The organism is Streptomyces sp. NRRL S-455, from assembly GCF_000717875.1.
GTDB lineage: Bacteria > Actinomycetota > Actinomycetes > Streptomycetales > Streptomycetaceae > Streptomyces.
In genome coordinates this window covers 44,751-70,985 of the sequence record NZ_JOCT01000030.1, presented here as the reverse complement: position 1 = coordinate 70,985, position 26,235 = coordinate 44,751, and the positions used below count along the sequence as shown (strand labels likewise).

At 70.8% G+C, this 26,235-nt stretch carries 25 protein-coding genes and 1 tRNA gene; 13 read left to right on the top strand and 13 right to left on the bottom strand.

The window, feature by feature from the left end:
- Positions 1-10: 10 nt before the first annotated feature.
- Entirely contained in the window at positions 11-784 is a 774-nt protein-coding gene (locus IE97_RS0132420; RefSeq protein WP_030248495.1) for a sulfite exporter TauE/SafE family protein, read from the top strand.
- On the opposite strand, the gene IE97_RS0132415 is transcribed toward IE97_RS0132420, so the two are convergent.
- The 3 genes from IE97_RS0132415 to IE97_RS0132405 all read right to left on the bottom strand — a co-directional run bounded on the left by IE97_RS0132415 (position 770) and on the right by IE97_RS0132405 (position 3,197).
- Positions 770-1,570: a TIGR01458 family HAD-type hydrolase gene (locus IE97_RS0132415; protein ID WP_030248493.1), complete on the bottom strand. Its 801-nt coding sequence runs from the start codon at positions 1,568-1,570 to the stop codon at positions 770-772. The genes IE97_RS0132420 and IE97_RS0132415 overlap by 15 nt on opposite strands.
- A gap of 27 nt (positions 1,571-1,597) precedes the next feature.
- Positions 1,598-2,368 (bottom strand): precorrin-6A synthase (deacetylating), encoded by a 771-nt coding sequence (cobF, locus tag IE97_RS0132410; protein ID WP_030248490.1) that lies wholly within the window; start codon positions 2,366-2,368, stop codon positions 1,598-1,600.
- Positions 2,369-2,657: 289 nt separating this feature from the next.
- Positions 2,658-3,197 carry a DUF309 domain-containing protein gene (locus IE97_RS0132405; RefSeq protein ID WP_030248488.1) on the bottom strand — a complete coding sequence of 180 codons (540 nt, stop codon included), beginning with the start codon at positions 3,195-3,197 and terminating at the stop codon, positions 2,658-2,660.
- Positions 3,198-3,294: 97 nt separating this feature from the next.
- Here IE97_RS0132405 and IE97_RS0132400 point away from each other — a divergent pair.
- The 6 genes from IE97_RS0132400 (at position 3,295) to IE97_RS43850 (ending at position 8,287) form a co-directional block, all read left to right on the top strand.
- A tRNA-Pro gene (locus IE97_RS0132400) sits at positions 3,295-3,371 on the top strand.
- Between the two features lie 387 nt (positions 3,372-3,758).
- Complete coding sequence (locus tag IE97_RS0132395; RefSeq protein ID WP_234310667.1) at positions 3,759-4,967, top strand: ABC transporter substrate-binding protein; 1,209 nt, start codon at positions 3,759-3,761, stop codon at positions 4,965-4,967.
- A 70-nt stretch (positions 4,968-5,037) separates the two neighbouring features.
- Positions 5,038-5,997, top strand: a complete 960-nt coding sequence (locus tag IE97_RS0132390) for a carbohydrate ABC transporter permease (protein WP_030248483.1) — start codon at positions 5,038-5,040, stop codon at positions 5,995-5,997.
- Complete coding sequence (locus IE97_RS0132385) at positions 5,997-6,830, top strand: carbohydrate ABC transporter permease (protein ID WP_030248481.1); 834 nt, start codon at positions 5,997-5,999, stop codon at positions 6,828-6,830. Before IE97_RS0132390 ends, IE97_RS0132385 begins: the two co-directional genes overlap by 1 nt.
- Before the next feature lie 26 nt (positions 6,831-6,856).
- Positions 6,857-8,044, top strand: coding sequence for an ABC transporter ATP-binding protein (locus tag IE97_RS0132380; RefSeq protein ID WP_030248479.1), 1,188 nt, complete (start codon positions 6,857-6,859; stop codon positions 8,042-8,044).
- A gap of 165 nt (positions 8,045-8,209) precedes the next feature.
- Entirely contained in the window at positions 8,210-8,287 is a 78-nt protein-coding gene (locus IE97_RS43850; protein WP_370443954.1) for a 50S ribosomal protein bL37, read from the top strand.
- A gap of 92 nt (positions 8,288-8,379) precedes the next feature.
- Here the strand turns inward: IE97_RS43850 and IE97_RS0132375 are convergent, their stop codons facing one another.
- Positions 8,380-9,387 carry an MASE1 domain-containing protein gene (locus IE97_RS0132375; RefSeq protein WP_037845134.1) on the bottom strand — a complete coding sequence of 336 codons (1,008 nt, stop codon included), beginning with the start codon at positions 9,385-9,387 and terminating at the stop codon, positions 8,380-8,382.
- 75 nt (positions 9,388-9,462) lie between these two features.
- Positions 9,463-10,821, bottom strand: a complete 1,359-nt coding sequence (locus tag IE97_RS0132370; RefSeq protein ID WP_234310669.1) for a PP2C family protein-serine/threonine phosphatase — start codon at positions 10,819-10,821, stop codon at positions 9,463-9,465.
- Positions 10,822-10,988: 167 nt separating this feature from the next.
- Between IE97_RS0132370 and IE97_RS0132365 the strand changes: the two genes are divergently transcribed.
- On the top strand, positions 10,989-11,804 hold the full coding sequence (locus tag IE97_RS0132365; protein WP_030248475.1) for a DUF427 domain-containing protein: 816 nt from the start codon (positions 10,989-10,991) through the stop codon (positions 11,802-11,804).
- A gap of 8 nt (positions 11,805-11,812) precedes the next feature.
- On the opposite strand, the gene IE97_RS0132360 is transcribed toward IE97_RS0132365, so the two are convergent.
- Genes IE97_RS0132360 through iolC form a run of 6 tightly spaced genes read right to left on the bottom strand, consistent with a single transcriptional unit; the run spans position 11,813 to position 18,849 of the window.
- On the bottom strand, positions 11,813-12,598 hold the full coding sequence (locus tag IE97_RS0132360) for a GntR family transcriptional regulator (protein WP_030248471.1): 786 nt from the start codon (positions 12,596-12,598) through the stop codon (positions 11,813-11,815).
- Positions 12,599-12,619: 21 nt separating this feature from the next.
- Positions 12,620-14,113, bottom strand: a complete 1,494-nt coding sequence (locus IE97_RS0132355; RefSeq protein WP_030248470.1) for a CoA-acylating methylmalonate-semialdehyde dehydrogenase — start codon at positions 14,111-14,113, stop codon at positions 12,620-12,622.
- Between the two features lie 56 nt (positions 14,114-14,169).
- Positions 14,170-16,044, bottom strand: coding sequence for a 3D-(3,5/4)-trihydroxycyclohexane-1,2-dione acylhydrolase (decyclizing) (iolD, locus tag IE97_RS0132350; protein WP_030248469.1), 1,875 nt, complete (start codon positions 16,042-16,044; stop codon positions 14,170-14,172).
- Positions 16,041-16,934 carry a 5-deoxy-glucuronate isomerase gene (gene iolB / locus IE97_RS0132345; protein ID WP_030248467.1) on the bottom strand — a complete coding sequence of 298 codons (894 nt, stop codon included), beginning with the start codon at positions 16,932-16,934 and terminating at the stop codon, positions 16,041-16,043. The genes iolD and iolB overlap by 4 nt, the downstream gene beginning before the upstream one ends.
- A gap of 45 nt (positions 16,935-16,979) precedes the next feature.
- A complete protein-coding gene (locus IE97_RS0132340) occupies positions 16,980-17,858 on the bottom strand; it encodes a Cgl0159 family (beta/alpha)8-fold protein (RefSeq protein WP_030248465.1) in 879 nt (292 codons plus the stop codon).
- A 13-nt stretch (positions 17,859-17,871) separates the two neighbouring features.
- Positions 17,872-18,849 (bottom strand): 5-dehydro-2-deoxygluconokinase, encoded by a 978-nt coding sequence (iolC, locus tag IE97_RS0132335; RefSeq protein ID WP_030248462.1) that lies wholly within the window; start codon positions 18,847-18,849, stop codon positions 17,872-17,874.
- 320 nt (positions 18,850-19,169) lie between these two features.
- Between iolC and IE97_RS0132330 the strand changes: the two genes are divergently transcribed.
- The 5 genes from IE97_RS0132330 to IE97_RS0132310 are packed head-to-tail and all read left to right on the top strand — an operon-like array spanning position 19,170 to position 24,124.
- Complete coding sequence (locus IE97_RS0132330; RefSeq protein ID WP_030248459.1) at positions 19,170-20,189, top strand: sugar ABC transporter substrate-binding protein; 1,020 nt, start codon at positions 19,170-19,172, stop codon at positions 20,187-20,189.
- The gene (locus tag IE97_RS0132325; RefSeq protein WP_030248456.1) at positions 20,189-21,265 is read left to right on the top strand and encodes an ABC transporter permease; all 1,077 of its coding nucleotides are present in this window, start codon (positions 20,189-20,191) and stop codon (positions 21,263-21,265) included. Before IE97_RS0132330 ends, IE97_RS0132325 begins: the two co-directional genes overlap by 1 nt.
- A gap of 5 nt (positions 21,266-21,270) precedes the next feature.
- Entirely contained in the window at positions 21,271-22,182 is a 912-nt protein-coding gene (locus IE97_RS0132320) for an ATP-binding cassette domain-containing protein (RefSeq protein ID WP_030248452.1), read from the top strand.
- 1 nt (position 22,183) lies between these two features.
- Entirely contained in the window at positions 22,184-23,086 is a 903-nt protein-coding gene (locus tag IE97_RS0132315) for a sugar phosphate isomerase/epimerase family protein (protein WP_030248449.1), read from the top strand.
- 18 nt (positions 23,087-23,104) lie between these two features.
- Positions 23,105-24,124 (top strand): Gfo/Idh/MocA family protein, encoded by a 1,020-nt coding sequence (locus IE97_RS0132310; protein WP_030248446.1) that lies wholly within the window; start codon positions 23,105-23,107, stop codon positions 24,122-24,124.
- Between the two features lie 42 nt (positions 24,125-24,166).
- Here the strand turns inward: IE97_RS0132310 and IE97_RS0132305 are convergent, their stop codons facing one another.
- Both IE97_RS0132305 and IE97_RS0132300 read right to left on the bottom strand, forming a co-directional pair.
- Positions 24,167-25,183, bottom strand: coding sequence for a Gfo/Idh/MocA family protein (locus IE97_RS0132305; RefSeq protein ID WP_030248443.1), 1,017 nt, complete (start codon positions 25,181-25,183; stop codon positions 24,167-24,169).
- A complete protein-coding gene (locus IE97_RS0132300; protein ID WP_030248441.1) occupies positions 25,180-26,184 on the bottom strand; it encodes a Gfo/Idh/MocA family oxidoreductase in 1,005 nt (334 codons plus the stop codon). The genes IE97_RS0132305 and IE97_RS0132300 overlap by 4 nt, the downstream gene beginning before the upstream one ends.
- Positions 26,185-26,235 lie beyond the last annotated feature (51 nt).

Genomic DNA, 26,235 nt, shown 5'->3' with positions numbered 1-26,235 from the left:
CAGTGTTCGCATGAACACCATGACGCTCTGGCACATCACCGGCTGGGAGTTCGCCGCCCTCGCCTTCGCGGCCCTGCTCGTCGGCTTCTCCAAGACCGCCGTGAGCGGGGCCAACACGGTCAGCCTCGCCATCTTCGCCGCGGTGCTGCCCGCCCGCGCCTCCACCGGCGTCCTGCTGCCTGTCCTGATCGCCGGGGACCTGCTCGCCGTCGCCACCTACCGGCGGCACGCGCACTGGCCGACGCTGTGGCGGCTGTTCCCGGCGGTCGCCGCGGGCGTCGTCGTCGGCACCGTGTTCCTGATGTGGGCGGACGACGCGATCGTACGGACCTCGATCGGCGCGATCCTGCTGCTGATGGCGGCCGTGACGGTGTGGCGCAGGCGTACGGCCGACAAGGAGGAGGGACCGGAGTCGGTCACCACCCGGGCCGGCCGCCTCAAGGCCCGCTCCTACGGTGTCCTCGGCGGCTTCACCACCATGGTCGCCAACGCGGGCGGCCCGGTCATGTCGATGTACCTGCTGTCCGCGGGCTTCCGCAAGCTCGGCTTCCTCGGCACCTCGGCCTTCTTCTTCCTGATCGTCAACGTCTCCAAGCTGCCCTTCAGTGCCGGGCTCGGCCTGATCGACGCCCGCTCGCTCCTCCTCGACCTGGCGCTCGTGGTGTTCGTGGTGCCCGGCGCGCTGTTCGGCAAGTGGGCGGTGCACAAGATCAACCAGCAGCTGTTCGAGCGGCTGGTGATCGCGGCGACCGTCGTCGGCGGCCTGCAGCTACTGCTGCGCTGAGCCCCGCAGCAGCGCCGGCAGATCCGCGAACGAGTCGATGATGTGGTCGGGCGTGCCGTCGGCGGCCTCGAGTGCCTCCGGCTGGAACTTTCCGGTCCGCACGAGCACTCCGGTGATACCGGCCCGCTGCGCCGCGAGCACATCGGACTCGACATCGTCCCCGACCATCACGGCCTCGTCCGCTGCGACACCCAGCCGGGCCAGTGCCGCCTCGAAGAACGCCCGCGCCGGTTTGCCGGTGATCTCGGCCTCCACGCGGGCGGCCCGCTCCAGACCGGCCAGGAACGCCCCGGAGTCCAACCGCAGCCCCTCGGCCGTACGCCAGTACAGGTTGCGGTGCATCGCCACCAGCCCGGCCCCGCGCTGCAGATGCCCGAAGGCCCGGTCCAGCGCCTCGTACCCGAACTCGGGCCCGGCCCCGCCGACCAGCACCACATCGGGCACGGTATCGGTGTCCGCGGTGTCCACGACGGTCACACCGTCGAGGTCCTCCTCGATGTCGCCGCTGTTCAGCAGGGCGCACCGGGCGCCGGGGCAGTGCTCGGCGAGGTACGCGGCGGTGGCGGCGGGCGCGGTCAGAATGTCCTCGCCGGACACCGGGAACCCCGCCTCCGCGAGCGTCCCGGCGATCGACGCCCGCGTACGGGAGGTCGTGTTCGTGACCAGCAGGACGGCCGAACCGGCTGCCCGGATCTCCCGCAGCGCCTCCACGGCTCCCGGCAGGGGCCGCCACGAGACGGTGAGCACACCGTCGATGTCGATGAGCACGGCACGCACGGACTCCATGCCTGGACGATAGCCACCCGGAGCCGGTCAGTCGCGGGAGTGCCGGCGCAGCAGGTACGTGTCCATGATCCAGCCCTTGCGCTCGCGGGCCTCGGCACGCAGCCGCTCGATGCGGGGGGCGGCCTCGGCGATCGGGCCGGAGACGAGGATCTCGTCCGGGGTGCCGAGGTAGGCGCCCCAGTAGATGTCGACGTCCTCCCGCGCGTACCGCCGGAAGGTCTGGTGGGCGTCGAGCATGACCACCACGTCGTCCGCGTCCTCCGGGAAGCCCTCCGCGAGCCGCCGGCCGGTGGTGATCTGCACCGGCCCGGCCACCCGGTTCAGCCCCGTCCGGTGCCGGGCGGCTAGCGCCGAGACGCTGGAGATGCCCGGCACGACGTCGTACTCGAACGCCACCGTGCCCCGGTCCAGGACCTCCTCCAGGATCCCCAGCGTGCTGTCGTACAGCGCGGGGTCTCCCCATACCAGGAACGCGCCGGTCTCGTCCGCTCCCAGTTCCTCACCGATCAGCCGTTCGTAGATGTCGGCACGGGCGCTGCGCCAGTCCCCGACGGCGGGGGAGTAGGCCGCGCCGCCGGCGGTACGGTCCCGTTCCGGGTCGCGTGCCTCGACGACCCGGTACGTCCCGTCCGGTACGTGCGTGTCGAGCAAGTCCCGGCGCAGGCCGGTGAGATCGGCCTTGGCCTCGCCCTTGTCCAGGATGAGGAACACGTCCGTGTCGCGCATCGCCCTGACCGCCTGCAGGGTCAGCTGGTCAGGGTCGCCCGCGCCGATACCGATGACATGAATCCGTCGCACGCCCCCGAGTCTGCCGCACCCCACCGCAGCGCCCGCAGCGCGTCCCGGGTCGGCCCTCCTCGGGCCGAGCGGGCGCGCCGCAAGCCCCGGTCTCCGGCCCGGCGCCCCGGCCTGACCGGTGGCCCCCCGGGGAGGCCGCCCCCGGTGCGGGGAGCGGTGTCCCGCTCCGGCCGATCGTTGGTCCCGGGGCTCCCGCCCGGGCTGACCGCCCCGGCTCTGGCCCCTGCCGCCCGGGCCGGCCGCCGCCGAACCGGCCGCCAGGACCGGGGCGGCGCGCGTCGCGTCCGGGTCAGGGTCCCGGGCGCGTTCCCCGCAGCCGGGGCGCCCGTGCCCGCGCGTCCACGGCCCGGCCGTTCCGCTCCACCTCCTGGGCCAGTTCGCGCGCCCATACGGCGACCCCCTCGATGTCGATGCCGTACGGGACGGCGCTCCCGGAGCCGGACACCCACGCCTCCGCCGCGCCCGCACCGCGCCGCAGCAGCCGCGCCCCGCCCGTGAGGTTGCCGCGGGCGGCGTGCGTCAGCCCCACGGCGAGCTGGGCGAGGCCACGCCAGAGTTCCCGCTCCTCCTCGGGCCCCGACTTCCAGGCGTCCTCGAAGACCTCGTGCGCGTGGAACGGTTTCCCCTCGTCCAGCAGCCGCTGCGCCTCGGCGACGGTCTCGTCCGGTGTGCGGACGACGCCCTCGGGCTGCCGGGGCACGCCGTCAGTGCCGTACGGCAGGGGCCGTCCGAGACCGTCCCGCGGCCGGGCGTTGCGCGCCCGCCCCTCGCTGTCGCGGTCCCGCGCACCGGCGGGGCTTCCTGTGTTGCCACTGCTTGTGCTGCCCATACGCCGATTGTCCCGTCCAGGCCGTTTTCGGCGCGGCCAGGGGTGTGGGGTACAGTGCTGTTCGCGCGATCACGCGGTTCACCGCGGCGGAGCGCACCGGGACGTGGCGCAGCTTGGTAGCGCACTTGACTGGGGGTCAAGGGGTCGCAGGTTCAAATCCTGTCGTCCCGACCAGCTCTTTTGCAGGTCGGAGGTCGTTTCCTCGAAATGAGGGAGCGACCTTTCTGACGTTCCTGCCGACTCTGACGTTCTCGTCGACTTGTGGTGCCGGCGCGGTTGCCGGGACCGCATGACGACGCTGCCTCCGCAGCCTGCCCCGCAACCCTCATGGCCGTAGGTATGGGCGATTCGATGGCGTATGTCCTTGATGTCACCTTAAGTGGTCTTTAGTGTTCGCCGGAGGGCACCACTGCGAGGTCCGAGTCCCGTGCCACCGTCCGGAAGCGAGGTGTGGAGCGCGTGCACGCGAGGTGCGGGTGCCGGCCGGTTCCAGGTCGGAAGGGGCGTCCCGGAGGGACGCGATGGCTGCGGGCGTTCGCCGTACTGCCGTTGCTCGCGTCGATGCTCGCGGCTTGCGGCAGTGACGAGGGCTCCGGTACGCCCACCCTCAACTGGTACAACTTCCCCGACGACTCGGGTGCGCTGCAGAAGGCGGCCGACCGGTGCGGCCAGGCGTCGGGCGGCCGCTACCGGATCAGCTACAACAAGCTCCCGCGGGCCGCGGACGGCCAGCGCCAGCAGCTGGTCCGCAGACTCGCCGCCGAGGACGACTCGCTCGACATCCTGGGCCTGGACGTCACCTGGGCGGCGGAGTTCGCCGAGGCGCGCTGGATCCGGGAATGGACGGGGACGGCGAAGCGCCAGGCCGTGAAGGGCACCCTGCGCGTACCGCTGCAGACCTCGACCTGGAAAGGCAAGTTGTACGCCGTTCCGTACAACACCAACACCCAACTCCTGTGGTACCGCAAGGACCTGGTGCCCACCCCGCCCAGGACCTGGGCCGAGATGCTGGACATGGCCGGCGCCCTCGCCCGGCAGGGCAAACCGCACTTCGTCGAGATCCAGGGCGCCCAGTACGAGGGCCTGACCGCCTGGTTCAACACGCTGATCAACAGTGCGGGCGGCTCCATCCTCAACGCGAGCGCGACCGCGCCCTCCCTCGGCCCTCCCGCTGTGCGGGCCGCGGGGATCATGCGTGACCTGGCGAAGTCCCCGGCCGCGGACCCCTCCCTGCCCAACCAGATGGAGGACCAGAACCGCCTCGCCATGGAGTCGGGGGTGGCGGCGTTCGAGCTCAACTACCCGTTCGTCTATCCGTCGATGAAGGCGAACAACCCCGCGCTGTTCAAGAACTTCGGCTGGGCGCCGTACCCTCGGGTCGACGCGAACCGCCCGGCACGGCCCACCATCGGCGGCATCGACCTGGCGGTGAGCGCCTACTCGCGCCACCCCGACCTGGCCTTCGAGGCGGCGCTGTGCCTGCGCAACCGGGAGAACCAGCTCACCGCCGCGCTCGAGGGCGGCCTGCCGCCCACTCTGCGCGCCCTGTACGACGAGCCCGCGTTCATGAAGGAGTACCCCTTCTCCGCGGAGGTGCTGGCCGCCCTGGAGTCGGCGAGCGTGCGCCCGATCACTCCGGTCTACCAGAACGTGTCGATCGCGGTCTCCCACACGCTGTCTCCGCCGTCCGGGATCACACCGGAGAGCTCGGTCGACACCATCGGGGACCAGATCGACGAGGCCCTGCGATCCGAGGGTGTGATCCCGTGAACCACCACCTCCCGCACCACTTCGCCGCCCGGCGCCGCAGCGCGCGGGCCTCATCCCCGGGCGGCCCCCGATGAGCACGCGGGCGCAGGACGCCGGACCCCCGCCGCCCCCCGAGGCGGCGACGGAGCGGGCGGAGCGGGACCGGGCGGCACTCTCGGCGGGCGCCCGGCAGGAGCGGCGGCTCGGCTGGCTGCTCTGCGCGCCCGCCGTCGTCGTCATGGTCGCCGTGACCGCCTACCCCATCGGCTACGCCGTCTATCTGTCCCTCCAGCGGTACGACCTGCGCTTTCCCGGACGGGCGGAGTTCGTGGGCCTGACCAACTACGGGGCGGTGCTGTCCTCCCCGTTCTGGTGGGACGCCTTCTGGGTCACGCTGTTCGTCACCGCGGTGTCCGTGGCGATCGAACTGGTCCTCGGAATGGGGCTTGCCCTGGTCATGCACCGCACGATCTTCTGGCGCGGCGCCGTCCGCACGTCCGTTCTCATCCCGTACGGGATCGTCACCGTGGTCGCCGCCTTCTCCTGGCAGTACGCCTGGACCCCGGATCTCGGATACCTCGCCGAGTTGCTGCCCAGCGGGGAGGCTCCACTGACCGAGCAGTGGCCCGCCCTCTGGCTGATCATCCTCGCCGAGGTGTGGAAGACGACGCCGTTCATGGCGCTGCTGCTGCTCGCGGGCCTCGCGCTGGTCCCCGAGGAGACCCTGAAGGCGGCCATGGTGGACGGTGCCACCTCCTGGCAGCGCTTCACCAAGATCATGCTGCCGCTGATGAAGCCGGCCATCCTCGTGGCACTGCTCTTCCGCACCCTGGACGCGTTCCGGATCTTCGACAACATCTACATCCTGACCGCGGGCGCCCAGGGGACCGGCTCGCTGTCGATCCTCGGGTACGACAACCTGTTCACCGCGCTGAACCTGGGCATCGGGTCGGCGATCTCGGTCCTGATCTTCATCTGCGTCGGGATCATCGCCTTCGCCTTCATCAAGCTGTTCGGCGCCGCCGCACCCGGCGCGGAGGTGAAGCGCTGATGGCCGCCGTGGGGAAGACGCATGCCGTCCGATGGGGCGTCGTGAACGTGGTGGTGATCCTTTACGCCCTGTTCCCGGTGTGGTGGATCGCCGCGCTGTCGTTCAAGGATCCCAGCACCCTCACGGACGGCGACTACATCCCCCGGGACTGGACCCTGGAGAACTACCGGGGCATCTTCGACACCTCGGAGTTCACCCGGGCCCTGATCAACTCGATCGGTATCGCCCTGATCGCGACGGTGATCGCGGTGGCGCTGGGCACCATGGCCGCGTACGCGGTGGCCAGGCTGCGCTTCCCCGGCAAGCGACTGCTCATCGGCATGTCCCTGCTGATCGCCATGTTCCCGCCGATCTCCCTGGTCTCACCGCTGTTCAACATCGAGCGGATCATCGGGATCTTCGACACCTGGATCGGGCTGATCATCCCGTACATGACCTTCTCGCTGCCGCTAGCGATCTACACCCTGTCGGCGTTCTTCCGGGAGATCCCGTGGGATCTGGAGAAGGCCGCCAAGGTCGACGGGGCGACGCCCGCACAGGCCTTTCGGCTGGTCATCGCGCCGCTGGCCGCACCGGGCGTGTTCACCACGGCCATTCTCGTGTTCATCTTCTGCTGGAACGACTTCCTGTTCGCGATCTCGCTGACGTCCACGCAGTCCGCGCGCACCGTGCCGGCCGCGATCGCGTTCTTCACCGGAAGCTCCCAGTTCCAGCAGCCCACAGGGTCGATCGCCGCCGCCGCTGTGGTCATCACCATCCCGATCATCGTTTTCGTCCTGTTCTTCCAGCGGCGGATCGTCGCCGGACTGACCTCCGGGGCAGTCAAGGGCTGACCGGGGAAGGCAAGGAGGCACCACCCATGGCCGAGATCATCCTCGAGGGAGTCACCAAGCGCTTTCCCGACGGGGCCCTCGCCGTGAAGGACGTGGACCTCGAGATCGCCGACGGCGAGTTCGTGATCCTGGTCGGTCCGTCGGGATGCGGCAAGTCCACCACGTTGAACATGATCGCCGGACTCGAGGACATCACCGAGGGCACCCTGCGCATCGGGGACCGGGTCGTCAACGACCTGGCCCCCAAGGAACGCGACGTCGCCATGGTGTTCCAGAGCTACGCCCTGTACCCGCACATGAACGTCCGGGAGAACATGGGCTTCCCGCTGCGCCTGGCCAAGGTGGACAAGGACACCATCGACGCCAAGGTGACGCGCGCCGCCGCGATCCTCGACCTCACCGAGCACCTGGACCGCAAGCCCGCCAACCTCTCGGGCGGTCAGCGCCAGCGGGTGGCCATGGGGCGGGCGATCGTCCGTGATCCCAAGGCGTTCCTGATGGACGAGCCGCTGTCCAACCTGGACGCCAAACTCCGGGTGCAGATGCGCACCCAGATCTCCCGGCTGCAGCGGAACCTCGGCACGACCACCGTGTACGTCACCCACGACCAGACCGAGGCGATGACACTGGGCGACCGCGTCGTGGTCATGAGACAGGGCCTGGTCCAGCAGATCGGCACACCCGCCGAACTGTACGACCTGCCGCGCAACATCTTCGTCGCGGGCTTCATCGGCTCCCCGGCGATGAACTTCCTGAACGCCACCCTCGAGGGAGGTGCCCTGCGCTCGTCCCTGGGCGACCTCACCCTCGACGACCGTACGAGGCAGGCGCTGGAACGCCAGAACGCGCCCCGCGACGTCATCGTCGGGCTGCGACCGGAGGCATTCGAGGACGTGGCCCTGTCCCACGACCGGGGCCGGACGGGCCCGGTCGTCACCGCCACCGTGGACGTACTGGAGTCGCTCGGCTCCGACGCGTACGTCTACTTCACCGCGGAGGGCGGACCCGCCACGACCACCGAACTGGAGGAGCTCGCCAGGGACTCGGGCCTGCGCGACACCGGCGCGGACACCCAGCAGATCGTGGCCCGCCTGGACGCCGCCACGCGTGCCCGCGAGGGAGAACCGGTAGAGCTGCGGGTCGACATGGCCAAGGCTCACGTGTTCGACCCGGCGACCGGAGCGAACCTCACACACCCGGTGAGGGCGGACTGAGGCGGCACCACACAGGGCGCGAGCCGCATCCACCCGTGACACAGGCCACGCATGTGCGTCCGCGACGGGTGTGTTTGCCGTCGCGTCGGCTGGAAAGCGGCTCTGTAGTCACCGGACGTGACAGTCCGGTGGACAGCGACCTGAAAGCCGGCAAGAGGAGGTTCGATGTCGTCGAAGCGACGTCGCAAGAAGAAGGCCCGCCGCAAGAACGGCGCGAACCACGGCAGCCGTCCGCAGTCCTGAAGAAGTCCTGCGGGCACGCCGACGCGTTCGGGTGGGTGGCAGCCGCCACCCACCCGAACGCGTTCGCCGGCACCCCACTCGCCCCGACGACGTCAATGCCGGGCACTGTCCCCGACTGCCCGCTCACCCTCGCCGACGCGGAACGTCGGGCGGCGGTCACTGCCGCTGATCCTGGTGGCCATCGTGGCGAGCTGTCCGACGGCCAGCGCGATCTCCTGTGCCGTCCGGGCGCGTTCGCTGACCGCCGCCCCGAGCAGCAGGGCGGTCAGCGCGGCGGAAGCGTTGAACGCCTGCAGAGTGATCATGTTGGTGAACAGGTCGTGACCGGCGAACGGGCCCGTCTTCCGGGTGGCCGCGATGATCGCGAAGGTCGACACGGCGAGGGCGCACGGTACCGCTCCGGCGAGCTGGAAGCGGAAGGCCGCCCAGATCAGCAGCGGAAAGCCGATGAACAGCAGCGGCGTGGTGCTGGTCTCGAGGAAACCGACGCACACAGTGGCCGCGAGCAGCAGGATCCCCTCCGCCCACCGGTACGGCGGGACACCTCTGGGCCACCGTGCCGAGCGGAGCAGGAGCAGGAGCGGTGTGACCGTCAGGACGCCCATCGCGTCGCCGGTCCACCAGACCGACCACGTCGGCCAGAAGTCGGCGGCGTCCAGCACACCGGTGAGGACGAGCGTCCCGGTGCCCGTCGTGGAGCTGACCAGCATGCCGGTGAAGGCACCGAGAAAGATCAGTGCGAGGGCGTCACGCAGGCGGTCCAGCTCGTTGTGGAACCCGGCGCGGCGCAGCAGGGCGTACGAGCAGAGAGGCGCGAGCGTGTTGCCCGCCGTGATGGCGAGGACGGCCGGGACCGACGGCCCGAGTGAGACGTTGGTCAGGAACGCGCCCAGTGCGATCCCGGGCCAGACCCGCGGCCCGAGCAGGAGCAGGCCGGCCAGCGCGATACCGCTGGGCGGCCAGAGAGGGGTGACCTGGCCGCGCACCAGCTGCTGGAGCAGTCCGAGCTCGGCCGAGCCGTAGTACAGCGCGGCGACGGCGCAGATCTGCAGGGCGACCAGGCCGCCGCGCCGGGACCAGGCATGTCGCGGGACAGTCATCGGGGACCTCCGCATCGACATCCCCTCGACCATCATCCACCGGATGCACCGGAACCTCCACGGCGCCGCCGGGCGTCAGACGGGCGGGGTGCGCAGGGCGAGGACCGCCATGTCGTCGTGGCCGTCGCTGGGGTGGTGATCGGCCAGCGCCCGCACGAACTCCTGCAGGGGCAGCGTCGCATGGACGGCGGCGAGTCCGGCGAGTTCGTCCAGGCTCTCGTCGATGGAGCGGGCGGGGTGTTCGATCAGCCCGTCGGTGAAGAAGACCAGGGTCGCGCCCAGGGGAAGGTCGCGGGAGTGGTCGGGGCGGGGCTGCTCCTGGTCGACTCCGAGCGGCAGTCCGGGCTCGGCGGACAGGTATTCCGCCCGGCCGTCCGGGGTGATCAGCAGGGGCGGAACGTGGCCCGCGGTGCTCCAGTGAAGCCGCCAGCCCGTTCCCTCCGGTTCGACGCGGGCCAGCGCCGTGGTGGTGACGGGGTTGGTGGTGATGGCCTGGAGGGTGCGGTCGAGCCGGGCGAGGACCGCACCGGGCGTACTGCCCCGGTCGAACAGCAGAGCCCGCAGCATGTTGCGTGTGGAGGCCATGGCGGCCGCCGCCTTCAGATCGTGACCGACCACGTCACCGATGACGACCGCCACGATGCCACCGGGCAGGGGGATCGCGTCGTACCAGTCCCCTCCGAGTTGGCTGGGCTCCGCGGCCGGGCGGTAGACGGCGGCGGCGGTGAAGGGCCGCAGGTCGGGCAGCATGGGCAGCAGAAGCCGCTGGAACTGCTCCGCCCCGACCCGTACCTGTTCGAACAGGCGCACGTTCTCGATCGCGATTCCGGCTGCACTGGCCAGTGCCGTGACGACGTTCTCGTCGTGGATGTCGAAGGGCTGCCCGTCGCGCCGCTCGGCGAGGTACAGGTCGCCGTAGATCTCGCCGCGGACGCTGATGGCGACACCGAGGAGCGTACGCAGGTGGGGATGGCCGGGCGGGAAGCCGACGGAGGACGGGTGGGCCGGGATGTCGTCGATCCGCAGGGGTTCGGGGTGGCTGATCAGGTGGCCGAGGACACCCCGTCCGCTGGGCAGGGCGGTTCCGGCCAGGTCTGCGCGCTCATGGTCGGACAGACCGGCCGTGATGAACTCCTTCAGGCGTTCCCCCGACTCGTCGAGCACGCCCAGCGCGCCGTAGCGGGCCCCGACCAGGTCCATGGCGGTGGTGACGATGCGGTGCAGCACCGCGGTCAGCTCCACCTCCCGGCTGATCGCCACGACCGAGTCCAGCAGTCCCTGCATGCGGTCCATGGCTTCCACGAGGGCGCGCACCTGCTCGTCGATCCGGCTCAGCTCGGTGCGCAGGCGCACCTGCAGGTCGGGGAGCTGCGGCTGCCTCGGCTGCCCTCGTCGCTCTCCCGCCATCACGAGCGCCTCGTGGCCTGGTGCCATGTCGCCATGGCGTGCCGTCTCACCTGGTCCAGCTTAGTGCCGGGCCGCGGCGACCGGTCGTCGAAGCCGGTGGGGTGTAAGGGCAGGGGACGACTCGGCGCCGCGCATCGCGATCGTGGGACCGTGGAAGGAACCGGACATCCGGACCTCCGGAAGGAGCACCGGCCATGACCACCCACCCGGCCCACCCCGCCGCCCGGTCGATCAGGACCACGCCCGAAGGCCTCATGTGGGAGCCCAGCGAGCGCTGGGTGCGCGGCCGCAAGGGCGACGTCACCGTCGTCGACAGCCGGCACCCCGTGCTCGTCTGGGAGCCCCACCTGCCCGTGCCGCAGTACGCCTTCCCGCACGCGGACGTCCGCACCGACCTGCTCCGCCCGGCGAAGAACCCGCCCACGAGCAAGCACACCGGCTCCCGCGTCTTCTACGACCTCGACGCCGACGGTGAGGTGCGGGAGAACGCGGCGTGGACGTTCCCCGCCGACGACCTCGCCGGCCACATCGCCTTCGAGTGGTTCCCGCGCACCGACACCGGCCTCGACCACTGGTACGAGGAGGACGAGGAGATCTTCATCCACCCCCGTGACCCGCACAAACGCGTGGACGCGTTGCCGAGCAGCCGTCACGTCCAGGTCGAGATCGACGGCCGGCTCGTCGCGGACACCCGCGACCCCGTCCTGCTCTTCGAGACCTCCCTGCCGACCCGCTACTACCTCCCCCGCGCGGACGTCCGCCTCGACCTCTTCGAGGCCACCGACCACAGCACCGGATGCCCCTACAAGGGGACGGCCGAGTACTGGTCCTGGCGTGGCGAAGGCGACGTGCCGCCCAACATCCTCTGGACCTACCCCGACCCGCTGCCCGCGGTGGCGGCGGTCCGGGGGCGCGTCGCCTTCTTCAACGAGGCCGTGGACATCACCCTGGACGGTGAGCGTCTGGAGCGTCCGGAGACGCCGTTCAGCCGGATGCTGCGCAGGAGGTGACCGGCCCTCTACGGCCTCACCAGCAACTGGAAGTCGAAGGTGTAGCGCGAGGCCCGGTAGATGTGGGTTCCGTACTCGACCGGGCGCCCGGTGTCGTCGTACGCGGTGCGCCGCATGGTGAGCAGCGCCGCACCCTCCTCCTCGTCCAGGCGGGCGGCCTCCTCCGCGGTGGCCGAGCGGGCCCCGACGCTCTGCCGGGCACTGTGCAGGGTGATGCCCGCCGACCGCATCATCCGGTACAGGCCCGTCGACTCCAGGCGGGCGTCGTCGAGGTCCAGCAAGGACGCCGGCAGGAAGTTGCACAGCAGGGCGACCGGCCGGCCGTGCGTGCGGCGCAGCCGTTCCAGGACGGTGACCTCGCTGCCCTCGGCGACACCGAGGGCGGCCGCCACGTCGCAGGAGGCCGGGACGACCTCGTTGCGTACCACCTGGGTGGTCGGTCCCTGCCCGGCCGCCTCCAGGTCGTCGTAGAGGCTGCTCAGTTCCAGCGGCCGCTTGACCTGGCTGTGCACCACCTGCGTGCCCACCCCGCGCCGCCGGACCAGCAGCCCCTTGTCGACGAGGGACTGGATGGCCTGGCGGACGGTGGGGCGGGACAGGCCGAGGCGTACGGACAGGTCGACCTCGTTGCCCAGGAGGTCGCCCGGGGCGAGGACCCCGTGCTCGATCGCCGCCTCCAGCTGCTGGGCGAGCTGGTGGTACAGCGGTACCGGAGTGCCCCGGTCCAGGGTGAAGTCCAGCGAGCTGAGTGCGGCTGCGGGAGCGGTGCCGGCCCGGTCACCGGTCTTCGCCATGGACGAACCCCCCTACGGGTGTCAGGAGTTGCTCGGGAAACCGAGGTTGATGCCGCCGTCGGCCGGGTCGGGCCAGCGGGTGGTGATGACCTTGCCCTGGGTGTAGAAGGCGATGCCGTCGTTGCCGTAGATGTGCAGGTCGCCGAAGAGCGAGTCCTTCCAGCCGCCGAACGAGTGGTAGCCGACGGGCACCGGGATCGGGACGTTGACGCCGACCATGCCCGCCTTGACCTCCATCTGGAAGCGGCGGGCGGCACCGCCGTCCCGGGTGAAGATCGCCGTGCCGTTGCCCCAGCGGGAGTCGTTGACGATCCTGATGGCCTCGTCGTACGTCTCCGCGCGGACCACGCACAGCACCGGGCCGAAGATCTCCTCCCGGTACGCGTCCGCCGTCAGCGGCACCCGGTCCAGCAGGGAGACGCCGAGGAAGAAGCCGTCCTCGTGGCCCTCGACCGAGAAGCCCGTACCGTCGACCACCACCTCGGCGCCCTGCCCGGCGGCCGAGGACACGTACGACGCCACCTTGTCGCGGTGCTCGCGGGTGATCAGCGGGCCCATCTCGGAGGCCGGGTCGTTCCCCGGGCCGATCCTGAGGTTCTTCGCCCGCTCGGCGATCTTGCCGACCAGCTCGTCGCCCGTGTCACCGACGGCCACCACCACGGACACGGCCATGCAGCGCTCACCCGCCGAGCCGTACGCCGCGTTGATCGCCTGGTCGGCGGCGAGGTCCAGGTCGGCGTCGGGCAGCACCAGCATGTGGTTCTTGGCGCCGCCCAGGGCCTGCACCCGCTTGCCGTGCTCGACGGCCGCTCGCTGGATGTACTTGGCGATCGGCGTCGAGCCGACGAAGGAGACCGCCTCGACGTCGGGGTGCTCCAGGAGCCGGTCCACGGCGGTCTTGTCGCCCTGCACGATGTTCAGGACGCCCTCAGGCAGACCCGCCTCGGCGGCCAGCTCCGCCAGCCTGAAGGACGCCGACGGGTCCTTCTCGCTGGGCTTGAGCACGAAGGTGTTGCCGCAGGCGATGGCCAGCGGGAACATCCACATCGGCACCATCGCCGGGAAGTTGAAGGGCGTGATGCCCGCGACCACACCGAGCGGCTGGCGGATCGAGGCGACGTCGACCCGGGTGGAGACCTGGGTGGACAGCTCGCCCTTGAGCTGGACGGAGATCCCGCAGGCCAGCTCCACGATCTCCATGCCGCGCGCGACCTCGCCCAGCGCGTCCGAGTGCACCTTGCCGTGCTCGGCGGTGATCAGCTCGGCGATCTCGTCGCGGTGGGCGTCGAGCAGCTCGCGGTACTTGAACAGGATCGCCGTGCGCTTGGCGAGCGACGAGACCCCCCAGGACTCGAACGCGGCCTTGGCGGAGGCGACCGCGGCGTCCACCTCGTCGACGGTCGCGAACGCGACCTGCTTCTCCTGGGCGCCGGTGGCCGGGTTGTAGACGGGGCCGAAGCGACCGGAGCCGCCCTCGACGGGCTTGCCGTCGATCCAGTGGGTGATGGTCTTCATCGTGCGGGGGCCTTTCGTGGAGCCTGATGGCGGCGGGGAGTTCGTCAGCGGGGCGTTCAGAGGTGCCGGCGGCGTCCGGCCACCTGGCGGTCGTAGCGCTCACGGGCCTGGACGGCGGCCTCGCGGGAGGCGGTCTCGGCGACCGGCACGTCCCACCAGGCCTCGGCCGGCGGAGCGGTCGGGGTCGGGTCGGTCTCGACGTACACGCATGTCGGCCGGTCGGAGGCGCGGGTCGCGGCCAGTGCCTCGCGCAGCTCGCGCACGGTCTTGGCGCGCAGCACGTCCATGCCGAGGCTCGCCGCGTTGGCGGCCAGGTCGACGGGCAGCGGGGCGCCGGTGAAGGTGCCGTCGGCCGCGCGGAAGCGGTAGGCGGTGCCGAACCGCTCGCCGCCGGTCTCCTGCGACAGGCCGCCGATGGAGGCGTAGCCGTGGTTCTGGAGGAGGACGATGTTGAGCGGCAGTCCCTCCTGGACGGCCGTGACGATCTCCGTCGGCATCATCAGGTACGTGCCGTCGCCGACCAGTGCCCAGACGGGCGTGCCCGGGGCGGCTTGCTGGACGCCGATGCCGGCCGGGATCTCGTAGCCCATGCAGGAGTAGCCGTACTCCAGGTGGTACTGGCGCGGGCTGCGGGAGCGCCACAGCTTGTGCAGGTCGCCCGGGAGCGAACCGGCCGCGTTGATCACCACGTCGGTGTCACCGACGACCGCGTCCAGCGCGCCGAGCACCTGCGTCTGCGTGGGGACCGCGTGCTCGTCGCCGGTGCGGTAGGAGGCCTCGACGACCTCGTCCCAGCGTTCCTTGCCTGCGCGGTACTCCGCCTCGTACTCCGCGCTCACCCGGTGACCGGAGAGCGCCTCGAGCAGCTTCTCGAGACCGGACCGCGCGTCGCACACCAGGGTGCGCGCGGCCAGCTTGTGCGCGTCGAAGCCCGTGATGTTGAGGTTGAGGAACCGCACGGCCGGGTTCTGGAAGAGCGTGCCGGAGGCCGTCGTGAAGTCGGTGTAGCGGGTGCCGACGCCGATCACCAGGTCGGCGGTGCGGGCGAGTTCGTCGCTGACCGCCGTGCCCGTGTGGCCGATGCCGCCGAGGTCGGCGGGGTGGTCGTGGCGCAGCGAGCCCTTGCCGGCCTGGGTGGAGGCGACCGGGACGCCGGTGGCGTCGACGAGCGCCTTAAGCGCCGCCTCGGCCTCGCTGTGGTGGACGCCGCCGCCCGCCACGATCAGCGGCCGCTCGGCCGACCGGATCGCCTCGACGGCCGCCGTCAGTTCCACCGGGTCGGGTGCGGGACGCCGCACGTACCAGACGCGCTCGGCGAAGAACTCCTCCGGCCAGTCGTACGCCTCCGCCTGCACGTCCTGGGGCAGGGCCAGGGTGACCGCGCCGGTCTCGGCCGGGTCGGCCAGGACCCGCATGGCCTGGAGCGCCGACGGGATCAGCGCCTCGGGGCGGGTGATCCGGTCGAAGTACCTCGACACCGGGCGCAGGGTGTCGTTGACCGACACGTCGGCCTCGACCGGGTGTTCCAGCTGCTGGAGCAGCGGGTCGGGGGCGTGCGAGGCGAAGTAGTCGCCGGGCAGGAGCAAGACCGGCAGCCGGTTGATGGTGGCCAGGGCGGCGCCCGTGACCAGGTTGGTGGCGCCCGGGCCGATCGAGGTCGTCACCGCCTGCGCGGACAGGCGGTTCAGCTGGCGTGCGTAGCCGACCGCCGCGTGCACCATGGACTGCTCGTTGCGGCCCTGGTGGAACGGCATGACCTCCTCGCCCGCCTCCAGAAGGGCCTGCCCGACCCCGGCGACGTTGCCATGGCCGAAGATGCCCCAGGTCCCGGCGATCAGCCGGCGGCGCACACCGTCCCGCTCGGTGTACTGGGCGGACAGGAACCGCACCAGCGCCTGGGCGGTCGTCAGTCTGCGGGTGGGGGCGCTCATGCGGGGGTCTCCGGGGCGGTGTAGAGGGGGAGCCGTGGGTCGACCGGCTGGTCCGGCCAGGTGTCGCGGATCCAGGCGTGGTCGGGGTGGTCGCAGATCAGCCAGGCGCGCTCGGCCTCCGGGCCCGCCATGACGTTGAGGTAGTACATGTGGTGGCCGGGCGTGGCCATCGACGGCCCGTGCCAGCCGTCCGGGATCAGGACGACGTCTCCGTCGCGGACCTCCGCCAGCACGTCGGTGTCCCGGCCCGGGCCGGAGGGGGAGACCCGCTGGTAGCCGAGGCCGGGGATGCCGTCGTGGCCGGCGAACTCGAAGTAGTAGATCTCCTCCAGCACGGACTCCTCGCCCGGCCGGTGCTCGTCGTGCTTGTGCGGAGGGAACGACGACCAGTTGCCGCCCGGGGTGATCACCTCGACCGCGATGAGCTTGTCGCACTCGAAGACCCCGGCCGCGCCGAAGTTGTTGACCTGCCGGGAGCAGTTCCCGGTGCCGCGCAGCTCCACGGGCACCTCGGAGGCCGGCCCGTAGCGGGCGGGCAGCCGGCGGGTGCAGCGGGCGCCGGTCAGCGCGAACCGCCCGCCGGCGGCGGAGGTCACGGTCGCGCGGGCGTCGCGCGGCACGTACGCGAAGTCGCTGACGCCGCTGAAGACGTCCGGGCGGCCCTGGAGTTCGAAGGTCTCCTGACCGAAGTCGTCCGCCGCCGCGACCGTGCAGCCGCCGCTCAGCGGGACGACGATCCACTCGCTGTCGTCGGTGTCGAAGGTGTGGGTGCCGCCCGGCGGCAGCTCCAGGACCCGCAGGCTGGAGTGTCCCCAGCCGGCCTTCTCGGGCGTGACGTCGACGGTGTACGGGCCGCCGAGGGCCTTACCCGCGGGAAGGTGATACGTCATCGTGTGCCTTTCGGATCACAGCAGAGCGACTCACATCTGACCGGTTCACAACAGACCGACGGCCGTGTCCACCGCCTCTTCCACACTGCCCCCGGCCGGGTAGAGCAGCGAGCGCCCGACGACCATGCCCTGGACGGTGGGCAGGCGCAGGGCCTTGCGCCAGCGTTCGTACGCGCCCTCCTGGTCGTCGCCGACCTCGCCGCCCAGCAGGACCACGGGCAGCGTGGAGGTCTCCAGGACCTCGGCCATGTCGTCCGGGTCGTCGGTGACGGGCAGCTTCAGCCAGGTGTAGGCGGAGGTGCCGCCCAGCCCGGAGGCGATCGCGACGGACCGCGTCACGGCCTCGGCGGACAGGTCGTTGCGGACCTTTCCGTCGACCCGCCGGGAGATGAACGGTTCCACGAACAGGGGCAGTTGCCGGGCCGCCATGGCGTCGATCGCCCGGGCGGTGGACTCCAGGGTGGTCAGCGAGCCCGGGTCGTCGTAGTCGATGCGGACCAGGAGCTTGCCCGCGTCGAAGCGGAGCCGGGCGATGTCCTCGGCGCGGTGGCCGGTGAAACGGTCGTCCATCTCGAAGCAGGCCCCGGCGAGTCCGCCGCGGTTCATCGAGCCCATGACGACCTTGTTCTCCAGCACCCCGAGCAGGAGCAGGTCCTCCAGGATGTCGGCGGTGGCGAGCACCCCATCGACGCCGGGCCTCGACAGCGCGACGCACAGCCGTTCCAGCAGGTCGGCGCGGTTGGCCATGGCCAGGCGCCGGTCACCCACCCCGAGGGCGCCGCGCGCCGGGTGGTCGGCGGCCACGATCATCAGCCGGCCGCTGTCGCTGATCAGCGGGCGCCGCACCCGGCGGGCGGCAGCCTCGGCGACGGCCTCGGGATTCCGGGCTCTGACCGAGGTGAGGTCGGGGATGCCGATGTTCAAGGAAGGCTCCGTTTCAGTGGCTCGTGCTCGGCGCCGGCACCCCGGCGAGGAGATCCTCGATCTCGGACTCGGTGGGCATCGCGGAGGAGCAGGCGAGGCGGGAGGCGACGAGCGCCCCGGCGGCGTTGGCGTGGCGCATGGTCTTCTCCAGGTCCCAGCCGGAGAGCAGACCGTGGCAGAGCGAGCCGCCGAAGGCATCGCCCGCGCCCAGGCCGTTGACCACCTCGACCGGCACCGGCGGCACCTCGGCGCGGCTGCCGTCGCGGTGCACGGCGAGCACGCCCTTGGGACCCTGCTTGACGACGGCCAGCTCCACGCCCGCCTCCAGCAGCGCGTCGGCGCAGGCCTGCGGCTCGCGCAGGCCGGTGGCGATCTCGCACTCGTCGAGATTGCCGACCGCGACGGTGGCGTGGCTCAGGGCCTCGCGGTAGTACGGGCGGGCCTCCTCGGGGTCGCGCCAGAACATCGGCCGCCAGTCGAGGTCGAAGACGGTGATGCCCGACCTGTCGCGGGCCTTGAGGGCGGCGAGAGTGGCGGAGCGGCTCGGCTCCTCGCTCAGCCCGGTGCCGGTGATCCAGAAGATCCGGGCCCCGCGGATCGCGAAGAAGTCCAGCTCGTCGGTATGGATCTCCAGGTCCGGCGCCTTGGGGCGGCGGTAGAAGTACAGCGGGAAGTCGTCCGGCGGGAAGATCTCGCAGAAGGTGATCGGCGTCGGGTACGCGCCGACCGGGGTGACCCAGCGGTCGTCGACGCCGAAGGACGTCAGCTCCTCGTGCAGGTAGGTGCCGAAGGGGTCGTCGCCGGTGCGGGTGATGACCGCCGTGCGGCGTCCGAGGCGGGCCGACGCGACCGCCACATTGGCCGCCGAACCTCCCAGGAACTTCCCGAACCTCTCCACTTGTGGCAGTGGGACGCCGGTCTGGAGGGGATAGAGGTCGACGCCGATGCGCCCCATCGTGATCAAGTCGAAATGCTGGGCTGGCTCGGCCATGCGCGACCTCCTCGGGAAGCTGGGGATGCGGGTCCGGAGACGCCCTGACACCGTGGGGGCGTGGATCCACGGGCCTGCCGCACCCCAGGTTTAGGCCTCCGAAGGCGTCACTGTCAATACTTTGTACTTACATTCGGACCTGCTTGTGAAATGATGTCTTAACAAAGTATTGACAGCGAGCGCGGCAGGGACTTGGATCCCGTGGCATCGCAACAGTGTGTTTGCGGCATCATGATCCGGACTCCGTAAGGCTCCGGGACCACGGATCCCTCGTGATCCCTCCCCTTTCCCCGCAGTAGCACAGTGAGGTGCCAGGAAAGATGGACCGCTCTTCTCACCCCCGCTCCCGCAGGATCGCGCCCGTCGTCGCCGTCGCCGCGGCAGCGGCCCTGACCCTCGCCGGCTGCTCCAGCAGTTCAGGGGGCAAGAAGTCCGAGGAAGGCGCCGCGAACGCCTCCGCCGGCAAGGCCACCACTCCACGTATGACCGTCGCCCTGGTCACCCACCAGGCCCCCGGCGACACCTTCTGGGACACCGTCCGCAAGGGCGCCCAGACCGCCGCGGACAAGGACAACATCAAGCTCGTCTACTCCGCCGACCCGAACGCGGGCAACCAGGCCAACCTGGTCCAGAACGCGATCGACCAGAAGGTCGACGGCATCGCCGTCACCCTCGCAAAGCCCGACGCCCTCAAGGGCGTCATCGGCAAGGCCCAGAAGGCCGGCATACCCGTCGTCGGCCTCAACTCCGGCCTGAGCGACTGGAAGAACCTCAACATGCTGGAGTTCTTCGGCCAGGACGAGTCGGTGGCTGGCGAGGCCTTCGGCAAGAAGCTCAACGAGGTCGGCGCCAAGAAGGTCCTCTGCGTCATGCAGGAGCAGGGCAACGTCGGCCTGACACAGCGGTGTGACGGCGTGGCGAAGACCTTCGAGGGCAAGGTCGACCCGCAGAACGTCAACGGCACCGACATGCCGGCCGTGAAGTCGACGATCACCGCCAAGCTGAAGCAGGACCCGTCCATCGACTACGTCGTCACGCTCGGCGCGCCCTTCGCGCTGACCGCGGTGCAGTCGGTCGACGACGCCGGCAGCAAGGCGAAGGTCGCCACCTTCGACCTCAACAAGGACCTGATCAAGTCCATCAAGGCCGGCGACATCCAGTTCGCCGTCGACCAGCAGCCCTACCTGCAGGGCTACCTGGCCGTCGACGGCCTGTGGCTCTACAAGAACAACGGCAACTACAGCGGTGGCGGTGAGCAGCCCGTGCTGACCGGTCCGGCCTTCGTCGACAAGTCCAACGTCGACAAGATCGGGGAGTTCGCCGCGAAGGGCACCCGGTGATGAGCATGACCCAGCAGGCCACGCCGGCGGTGGACACACCGCCGGCACCCGGCCAGAAGCAGTCCGACGGCCGGACCCGGCAGCGCCCGTTGGCGCTGCGGCTGCTCGCCCGGCCCGAGGTCGGCGTCTTCCTCGGCGCCGTCGCCGTGCTCGTGTTCTTCCTCTTCGCCGCGCCGCCGGTGCGCGACGGCAGCTCGATGGCGAACATCCTGTACCAGTCGTCGACCATCGGGATCATGGCGCTGCCCGTCGCGCTGCTGATGATCGGCGGCGAGTTCGACCTGTCCGCCGGTGTCGCCGTGATCACCTCGGCGCTGACCGCGTCGATGCTCAGCTACCAGCTGACGTTGAACGTCTGGATGGGCGTGATCGTCGCCCTGATCGTGTCGCTCGGGATCGGCGCGTTCAACGGCTGGCTGCTGGTCAAGACCGGCCTGCCGAGCTTCCTGGTCACCTTGGGCACCTTCCTCATCCTCCAAGGTGTGAACCTCGCGATCACCAAGCTGGTCACGGGCAATGTCGCCACCGACGACATCAGCGACATGGACGGCTTCGCCCAGGCGCAGAAGCTCTTCGCCTCGACGTTCGAGGTCGGCGGGGTCAACGTCAAGATCACCGTGGTGTGGTGGCTGGTCTTCGCGGCCCTGGCCACCTGGGTGCTGCTGCGCACCAAGTACGGCAACTGGATCTTCGCGGTGGGCGGCAACAAGGAGAGTGCCCGGGCCGTCGGTGTCCCGGTGACCTTCACCAAGATCTCGCTGTTCATGCTGGTCGGCTTCGGCGCCTGGTTCGTCGGCATGCACCAGCTGTTCTCCTTCAACACCGTGCAGTCCGGCGAGGGCGTGGGCCAGGAGCTCATCTACATCGCCGCGGCCGTCATCGGCGGCTGCCTGCTGACCGGTGGCTACGGCTCGGCGATCGGCCCGGTCTTCGGCGCCTTCATGTTCGGCATGGTGCAGCAGGGCATCGTCTACGCCGGCTGGAACCCCGACTGGTTCAAGGCCTTCCTCGGCGTGATGCTCCTCGGCGCCGTCCTCATCAATCTGTGGGTCCAGCGCACGGCCACCCGGAGGTGACAGCGATGACCAGCAAAGAATCCGGCACCCACGGGGCCGTCCTCGAGGACACGCCGCCCGTGACCGACCGCCCCCTCGTCGAACTCCGCGACGCCGGCAAGTCCTACGGCAACATCCGCGCCCTGCACGGCGTCGACCTCACCGTCCACCCCGGCAAGGTGACCTGCGTCCTCGGCGACAACGGCGCCGGCAAGTCCACCCTGATCAAGATCATCTCGGGTCTGCACCAGCACACCGAGGGCGAGTTCCTCGTCGACGGCGAACCCGTGCGCTTCTCCACTCCGCGCGAGGCCCTCGACAAGGGCATCGCCACGGTCTACCAGGACCTCGCGGTCGTCCCGCTGATGCCGGTGTGGCGCAACTTCTTCCTCGGCTCCGAGATGACCAAGGGCCCCTGGCCCGTGCGCCGTCTCGACATCGAGCGGATGAAGAAGACCGCGGACGAAGAGCTGCGCAACATGGGTATCGTCCTGGACGACCTGGAGCAGCCCATCGGCACGCTCTCCGGCGGCCAGCGCCAGTGCGTCGCCATCGCCCGCGCCGTCTACTTCGGCGCCCGCGTCCTCATCCTGGACGAGCCGACCGCCGCCCTCGGCGTCAAGCAGTCCGGTGTGGTGCTGAAGTACATCGCCGCCGCCCGCGAGAAGGGCCTCGGCGTCATCTTCATCACCCACAACCCGCACCACGCCTACATGGTCGGCGACCATTTCAGCGTGCTGCGCCTCGGCACCGTGGAACTCTCCGCCTCCCGCAGCGACGTCAGCCTCGAGGAGCTGACCAACCACATGGCAGGCGGCGCCGAACTGGCCTCCCTCAAGCACGAGTTGGCGCAGGTCCGCGGCGTCGATGTCGAAGAGCTCCCCGAGGAGGGGGACCTCACCGCTCCCGTAGCCACGTCTTCGGAAGGAAAGTCCTGACATGGCCCTCGCGCTCGACCGCATCCGGGTGGGCTCCGCCCCCGACTCCTGGGGCGTCTGGTTCCCCGACGACCCCCAGCAGGTGCCCTGGGAACGCTTCCTCGACGAGGTCACCGAAGCCGGCTACTCCTGGATCGAACTCGGCCCCTACGGCTACCTGCCCACCGACCCGGCACGGCTCACCGACGAGGTGACCAAGCGGAACCTGAAGGTCTCCGCGGGGACGATCTTCTGCGGACTGCACCGCGGCCCCTCCGAGTGGGACTCCACCTGGGAACAGGTCAGCCGCGTCGCCGCCCTCACCCAGGCCATGGACGCGAAGCACCTGGTCGTCATCCCGTCCTTCTGGCGCGACGACAAGACCGCCGAGATCCTGGAGCCCCCGGAGCTCACCGTCGAGCAGTGGCGCAACCTCACCACGGGCATGGAGCGCCTCGGCCGCGAGGTGAAGGACCGGTACGGTCTGGACATCGTCGTCCACCCGCACGCCGACACCCACATCGACAACGAGGAGCACGTCGAGCGGTTCCTCGACTCGACCGACTCCGACGTGGTCAACCTCTGCCTGGACACCGGGCACTACGCCTACTGCGGCGGTGACAGCGTCAAGCTCATCGAGACCTACGGCGAGCGCATCGGCTACCTGCACCTCAAGCAGGTCGACCCGGAGATCCTCGCCGACGTGGTCAAGAACGAGATCCCGTTCGGCCCCGCCGTCCAGCGCGGCGTGATGTGCGAACCGCCCGCCGGTGTCCCCGAACTGGGCCCGGTCCTCACGGCCGCCCAGAAGCTGGGCGTCGACCTCTTCGCCATCGTCGAGCAGGACATGTACCCCTGCGAGCCGGACAAGCCGCTGCCGATCGCGGTGCGCACCCGCAAGTTCCTGAGGTCCTGCGGCGCCTGACGACCCGAAAGGACGGCCATGGCCGAGCGCGCCACTCTGGGAATCGCAGTCATCGGTACGGGCCGGATGGGCGCCGACCATGTGCGCCGCATCCACGAGGTCACCAGCGGAGCACGGGTGGCCGCCGTCGTGGACGTCGACGGGGAGCGCGCGAAGGCCGTCGCCGCCGGCGTCGACGGCTGCACCCCGTACACCGATCCGGCGGCCGCCATGGCGGCCGCCGACGTCGACGCCGTCCTGATCGCCTCCCCGGGCCCTGCCCACGAGGCCACGCTGCTCGCCGCGTTCGAGCACGACCTGCCCGTCCTGTGCGAGAAGCCGCTCACCCCCGACTCGGCGTCCGCCCTGCGCGTCCTCGAAGCCGAACTGCGCCTCGGCCACCGCCGCGCGCAGGTCGGCTTCATGCGGCGCTACGACCCCGAGTACGTGAAGCTGAAGGCCCTGCTGACGACTGGTCAGCTGGGTCGGCCGCTCATGCTGCACAACCGGCACCGCAACGTCGCCAGCCCGCCCTTCTTCACCAGCTCCATGCTCATCAGCGACTCCGTCGCCCACGAGGCCGACGCGACCCGCTGGCTGCTGGGCCACGAGATCACGGCGGTCACGGTGCTTCACCCGACCCCGTCCTCCCACGCCCCCGACGGGCTGCGCGATCCGCAGTTCGTCGTCTTCGAGACCGACGGCGGCGCCCTCAGCGACGTCGAGATCTTCGTCAACTGCGGCTTCGGCTACCAGGTCCAGGCCGAGGTGGTCTGCGAACGCGGCACCGCCCGCATCGGCGACGGCCACGCCCTGGTCACCAACATGGCCGGCCGCTGGGGCGGCACCATCGCGCAGGACTTCACCGAGCGCTTCGAGACGGCCTACGACCAGGAGATCCAGGCCTGGGTCGACGCCACCCGCCGTGGCGAGGTCACCGGCCCGAGCGTCTGGGACGGCTACGCGGCCGCCGCGGTGTGCGAGGCGGGGGTGCGGGCGCTGGACGACGGTGGCCGGGTGGAGATCGGACTCGAGCGGAAACCCGCGCTGTACGCGTGAGGGAGGGCCCGGGGCACGCCCCGGGCCCCACTCCTGGGGGCGTCAGATCCTGGTGCGCGGCCTGGCCTCGAACCCGGCCTGACGGTAACAGGCGTCGATCAGCTCCATCGTCGCCACCGCGTCGTCCGCGTCCAGCGGCAGCGGCGCGCCGTCCCGCACCCGCGCGGCGAACGCCTCCAGTTGACAGGTGTACGACGAGCGCGTGCCGAGATGTTCCGTCCGCTCGCCCTCGGGCGTGCGGACCACGACCCGGTCGTCCATCTGGGGCAGCACGAAGTTCGGGGCCCACGCCTCGCCCCGGGAGCCGACGATCCGGATGCTCATGTCCATCGTCTCGTACGCCATGTGGCAGCGGGCCGAGCCCGTCGCGCCGCCCGGGAACTCCAGGTCGGCGTCGAGCCACTCGTCGACGCCGGGCGCGCCCGCGCGTTCCCCGCCCCTGGCTGCGGCCAGGCGCGGTGCGCCGCCCGTCCAGGGGGCGAGCATCCGCAGCGCGTGCAGGCTGTAACAGCCCAGGTCCATCAGGGCGCCACCGGCCAGCGGCAGCGACCAGCGCGGGTCGGTGTCCGGCGGAGCGGCGATCGCGACCATCGCCTCGACGTGCCGCGGCTCGCCGAGTTCGCCGGAGTCCAGCAGCTCGTGCAGGCGGCGGGTGACCGGGTGGAAGAGGTAGTGGAACGCCTCCATGAAGACCGTCCCGGCCTTCGCCGCGGCCGCCCGTACCTCCGCCGCCTCCTCGGCGTTGCTCGCCGACGGCTTCTCCGACAGCACGTGCTTGCCCGCCGTGAGGGCGGCCAGGTTCCACGGGCCGTGCAGGCCGTTGGCGAGCGGGTTGTAGACGACGTCGATCTCGGGATCGGCCACCAGCTCGGCGTACGACCCCACGACCCGCTCCACGCCGTGCCCGGCGGCGAACGCCTCGGCGCGGGCGCGGTCGCGGGCGGCCACCGCGACGAGGCGGTGGCCGGTCGCCCGGGCCGGGACGATCAGGGAGCGTTCGGTGATCCGCGCGGCTCCCAGCACACCTATGCGCAGGGGTTCCCGGCCCTTGTCGCTCATGCCTGCCGTACCTCCTCGATGGTCACGGGACGGTGCTCGTGCAGCGACAGTGTGCACGCGTCGGCGATCCAGCCCGCCTCCAGGGCGTCCTCGATCGTGCAGGGGGAGGGGCGCGTGCCGGCCACGACCTCGGTGAACGCGGTCAGTTCGGCGCGGTAGGCCGCGGTGAAGCGGTCCATGAAGAAGTCGTGCGGGGTGCCCGCCGGGAAGGTCACGCCGGGCTCGACCGAGCGCAGCGGCAGCTTGTCCTCCAGGCCGACGGCGATGGAGTCCTTGAAGCCGTGGATCTCCATGCGGACGTCGTAACCCCGGGCGTTGTGACGGGAGTTGGAGACCACCGCGATGGTGCCGTCGTCGAGGGTGAGGATCGCGCCGGTGGTGTCGGCGTCGCCGGCCTCCTTGATGAAGTCGGCGCCGCGGTTGCCGCCGACGGCGTACACCTCGGTCACCTCACGCCCGGTCACCCAGCGGATGATGTCGAAGTCGTGGACCGAGCAGTCGCGGAAGATGCCGCCGGAGGCGGCGATGTACGCGGCGGGCGGCGGCGCCGGGTCCAGCGTGGTCGAGCGGACGGTGTGCAGGGTGCCGAGCTCGCCGCTCAGCACGGCGGCACGGGCGTTGACGAATCCGGTGTCGAAGCGGCGGTTGTAACCGATCTGGATCGGCACGCCCTTGTCCCGGACGGCCTTGAGCACCCCGACGCCCTCGCTCATGGTCTTGGCGACGGGCTTCTCACAGAAGACCGGAACCCCGGCCTCGACCCCGGCCAGGATCAGGGCCGGGTGGGCGTCCGTGGCGGCCGCCACGACGATCCCGTCCACACCGGCCGCCAGCAGCGCCTCCGGCGAGTCCACGACATCCGCCCCGAACCGCTCGGCGGCGGCCTTGGCGGCATCCGCGAACGGATCGGTGACGACGAGCGACTCGACGGCGTCGAGCCCGGACAGGGTCTCGGCGTGGAAGGCGCCGATACGGCCGAGGCCGAGGATTCCGATACGCATGGGGTGTTGCTCCTTGATGCAGGGTGTGGGGTCCGCCCCCTCAGGGGCGCG

What these genes read in the sequence shown, in the direction of transcription:
- IE97_RS0132325 (WP_030248456.1), top strand. Translation starts at nt 20,189, where the DNA reads ATGAGCATGACCCAGCAGGCCACGCCGGCGGTGGACACACCGCCGGCA.
- IE97_RS0132405 (WP_030248488.1), bottom strand. Translation starts at nt 3,197, where the DNA reads ATGGGCAGCACAAGCAGTGGCAACACAGGAAGCCCCGCCGGTGCGCGG.
- IE97_RS0132380 (WP_030248479.1), top strand. Translation starts at nt 6,857, where the DNA reads ATGGCCGAGATCATCCTCGAGGGAGTCACCAAGCGCTTTCCCGACGGG.
- IE97_RS0132395 (WP_234310667.1), top strand. Translation starts at nt 3,759, where the DNA reads ATGCTCGCGGCTTGCGGCAGTGACGAGGGCTCCGGTACGCCCACCCTC.
- iolC (WP_030248462.1), bottom strand. Translation starts at nt 18,849, where the DNA reads ATGGCCGAGCCAGCCCAGCATTTCGACTTGATCACGATGGGGCGCATC.
- IE97_RS0132315 (WP_030248449.1), top strand. Translation starts at nt 22,184, where the DNA reads ATGGCCCTCGCGCTCGACCGCATCCGGGTGGGCTCCGCCCCCGACTCC.
- IE97_RS0132300 (WP_030248441.1), bottom strand. Translation starts at nt 26,184, where the DNA reads ATGCGTATCGGAATCCTCGGCCTCGGCCGTATCGGCGCCTTCCACGCC.
- IE97_RS0132385 (WP_030248481.1), top strand. Translation starts at nt 5,997, where the DNA reads ATGGCCGCCGTGGGGAAGACGCATGCCGTCCGATGGGGCGTCGTGAAC.
- IE97_RS0132420 (WP_030248495.1), top strand. Translation starts at nt 11, where the DNA reads ATGAACACCATGACGCTCTGGCACATCACCGGCTGGGAGTTCGCCGCC.
- IE97_RS0132360 (WP_030248471.1), bottom strand. Translation starts at nt 12,598, where the DNA reads ATGGCGAAGACCGGTGACCGGGCCGGCACCGCTCCCGCAGCCGCACTC.
- iolD (WP_030248469.1), bottom strand. Translation starts at nt 16,044, where the DNA reads ATGAGCGCCCCCACCCGCAGACTGACGACCGCCCAGGCGCTGGTGCGG.
- IE97_RS0132415 (WP_030248493.1), bottom strand. Translation starts at nt 1,570, where the DNA reads ATGGAGTCCGTGCGTGCCGTGCTCATCGACATCGACGGTGTGCTCACC.
- IE97_RS0132365 (WP_030248475.1), top strand. Translation starts at nt 10,989, where the DNA reads ATGACCACCCACCCGGCCCACCCCGCCGCCCGGTCGATCAGGACCACG.
- IE97_RS0132370 (WP_234310669.1), bottom strand. Translation starts at nt 10,821, where the DNA reads ATGGCACCAGGCCACGAGGCGCTCGTGATGGCGGGAGAGCGACGAGGG.
- IE97_RS43850 (WP_370443954.1), top strand. Translation starts at nt 8,210, where the DNA reads ATGTCGTCGAAGCGACGTCGCAAGAAGAAGGCCCGCCGCAAGAACGGC.
- IE97_RS0132390 (WP_030248483.1), top strand. Translation starts at nt 5,038, where the DNA reads ATGAGCACGCGGGCGCAGGACGCCGGACCCCCGCCGCCCCCCGAGGCG.
- iolB (WP_030248467.1), bottom strand. Translation starts at nt 16,934, where the DNA reads ATGACGTATCACCTTCCCGCGGGTAAGGCCCTCGGCGGCCCGTACACC.
- IE97_RS0132330 (WP_030248459.1), top strand. Translation starts at nt 19,170, where the DNA reads ATGGACCGCTCTTCTCACCCCCGCTCCCGCAGGATCGCGCCCGTCGTC.
- IE97_RS0132320 (WP_030248452.1), top strand. Translation starts at nt 21,271, where the DNA reads ATGACCAGCAAAGAATCCGGCACCCACGGGGCCGTCCTCGAGGACACG.
- IE97_RS0132305 (WP_030248443.1), bottom strand. Translation starts at nt 25,183, where the DNA reads ATGAGCGACAAGGGCCGGGAACCCCTGCGCATAGGTGTGCTGGGAGCC.
- IE97_RS0132355 (WP_030248470.1), bottom strand. Translation starts at nt 14,113, where the DNA reads ATGAAGACCATCACCCACTGGATCGACGGCAAGCCCGTCGAGGGCGGC.
- IE97_RS0132375 (WP_037845134.1), bottom strand. Translation starts at nt 9,387, where the DNA reads ATGACTGTCCCGCGACATGCCTGGTCCCGGCGCGGCGGCCTGGTCGCC.
- IE97_RS0132310 (WP_030248446.1), top strand. Translation starts at nt 23,105, where the DNA reads ATGGCCGAGCGCGCCACTCTGGGAATCGCAGTCATCGGTACGGGCCGG.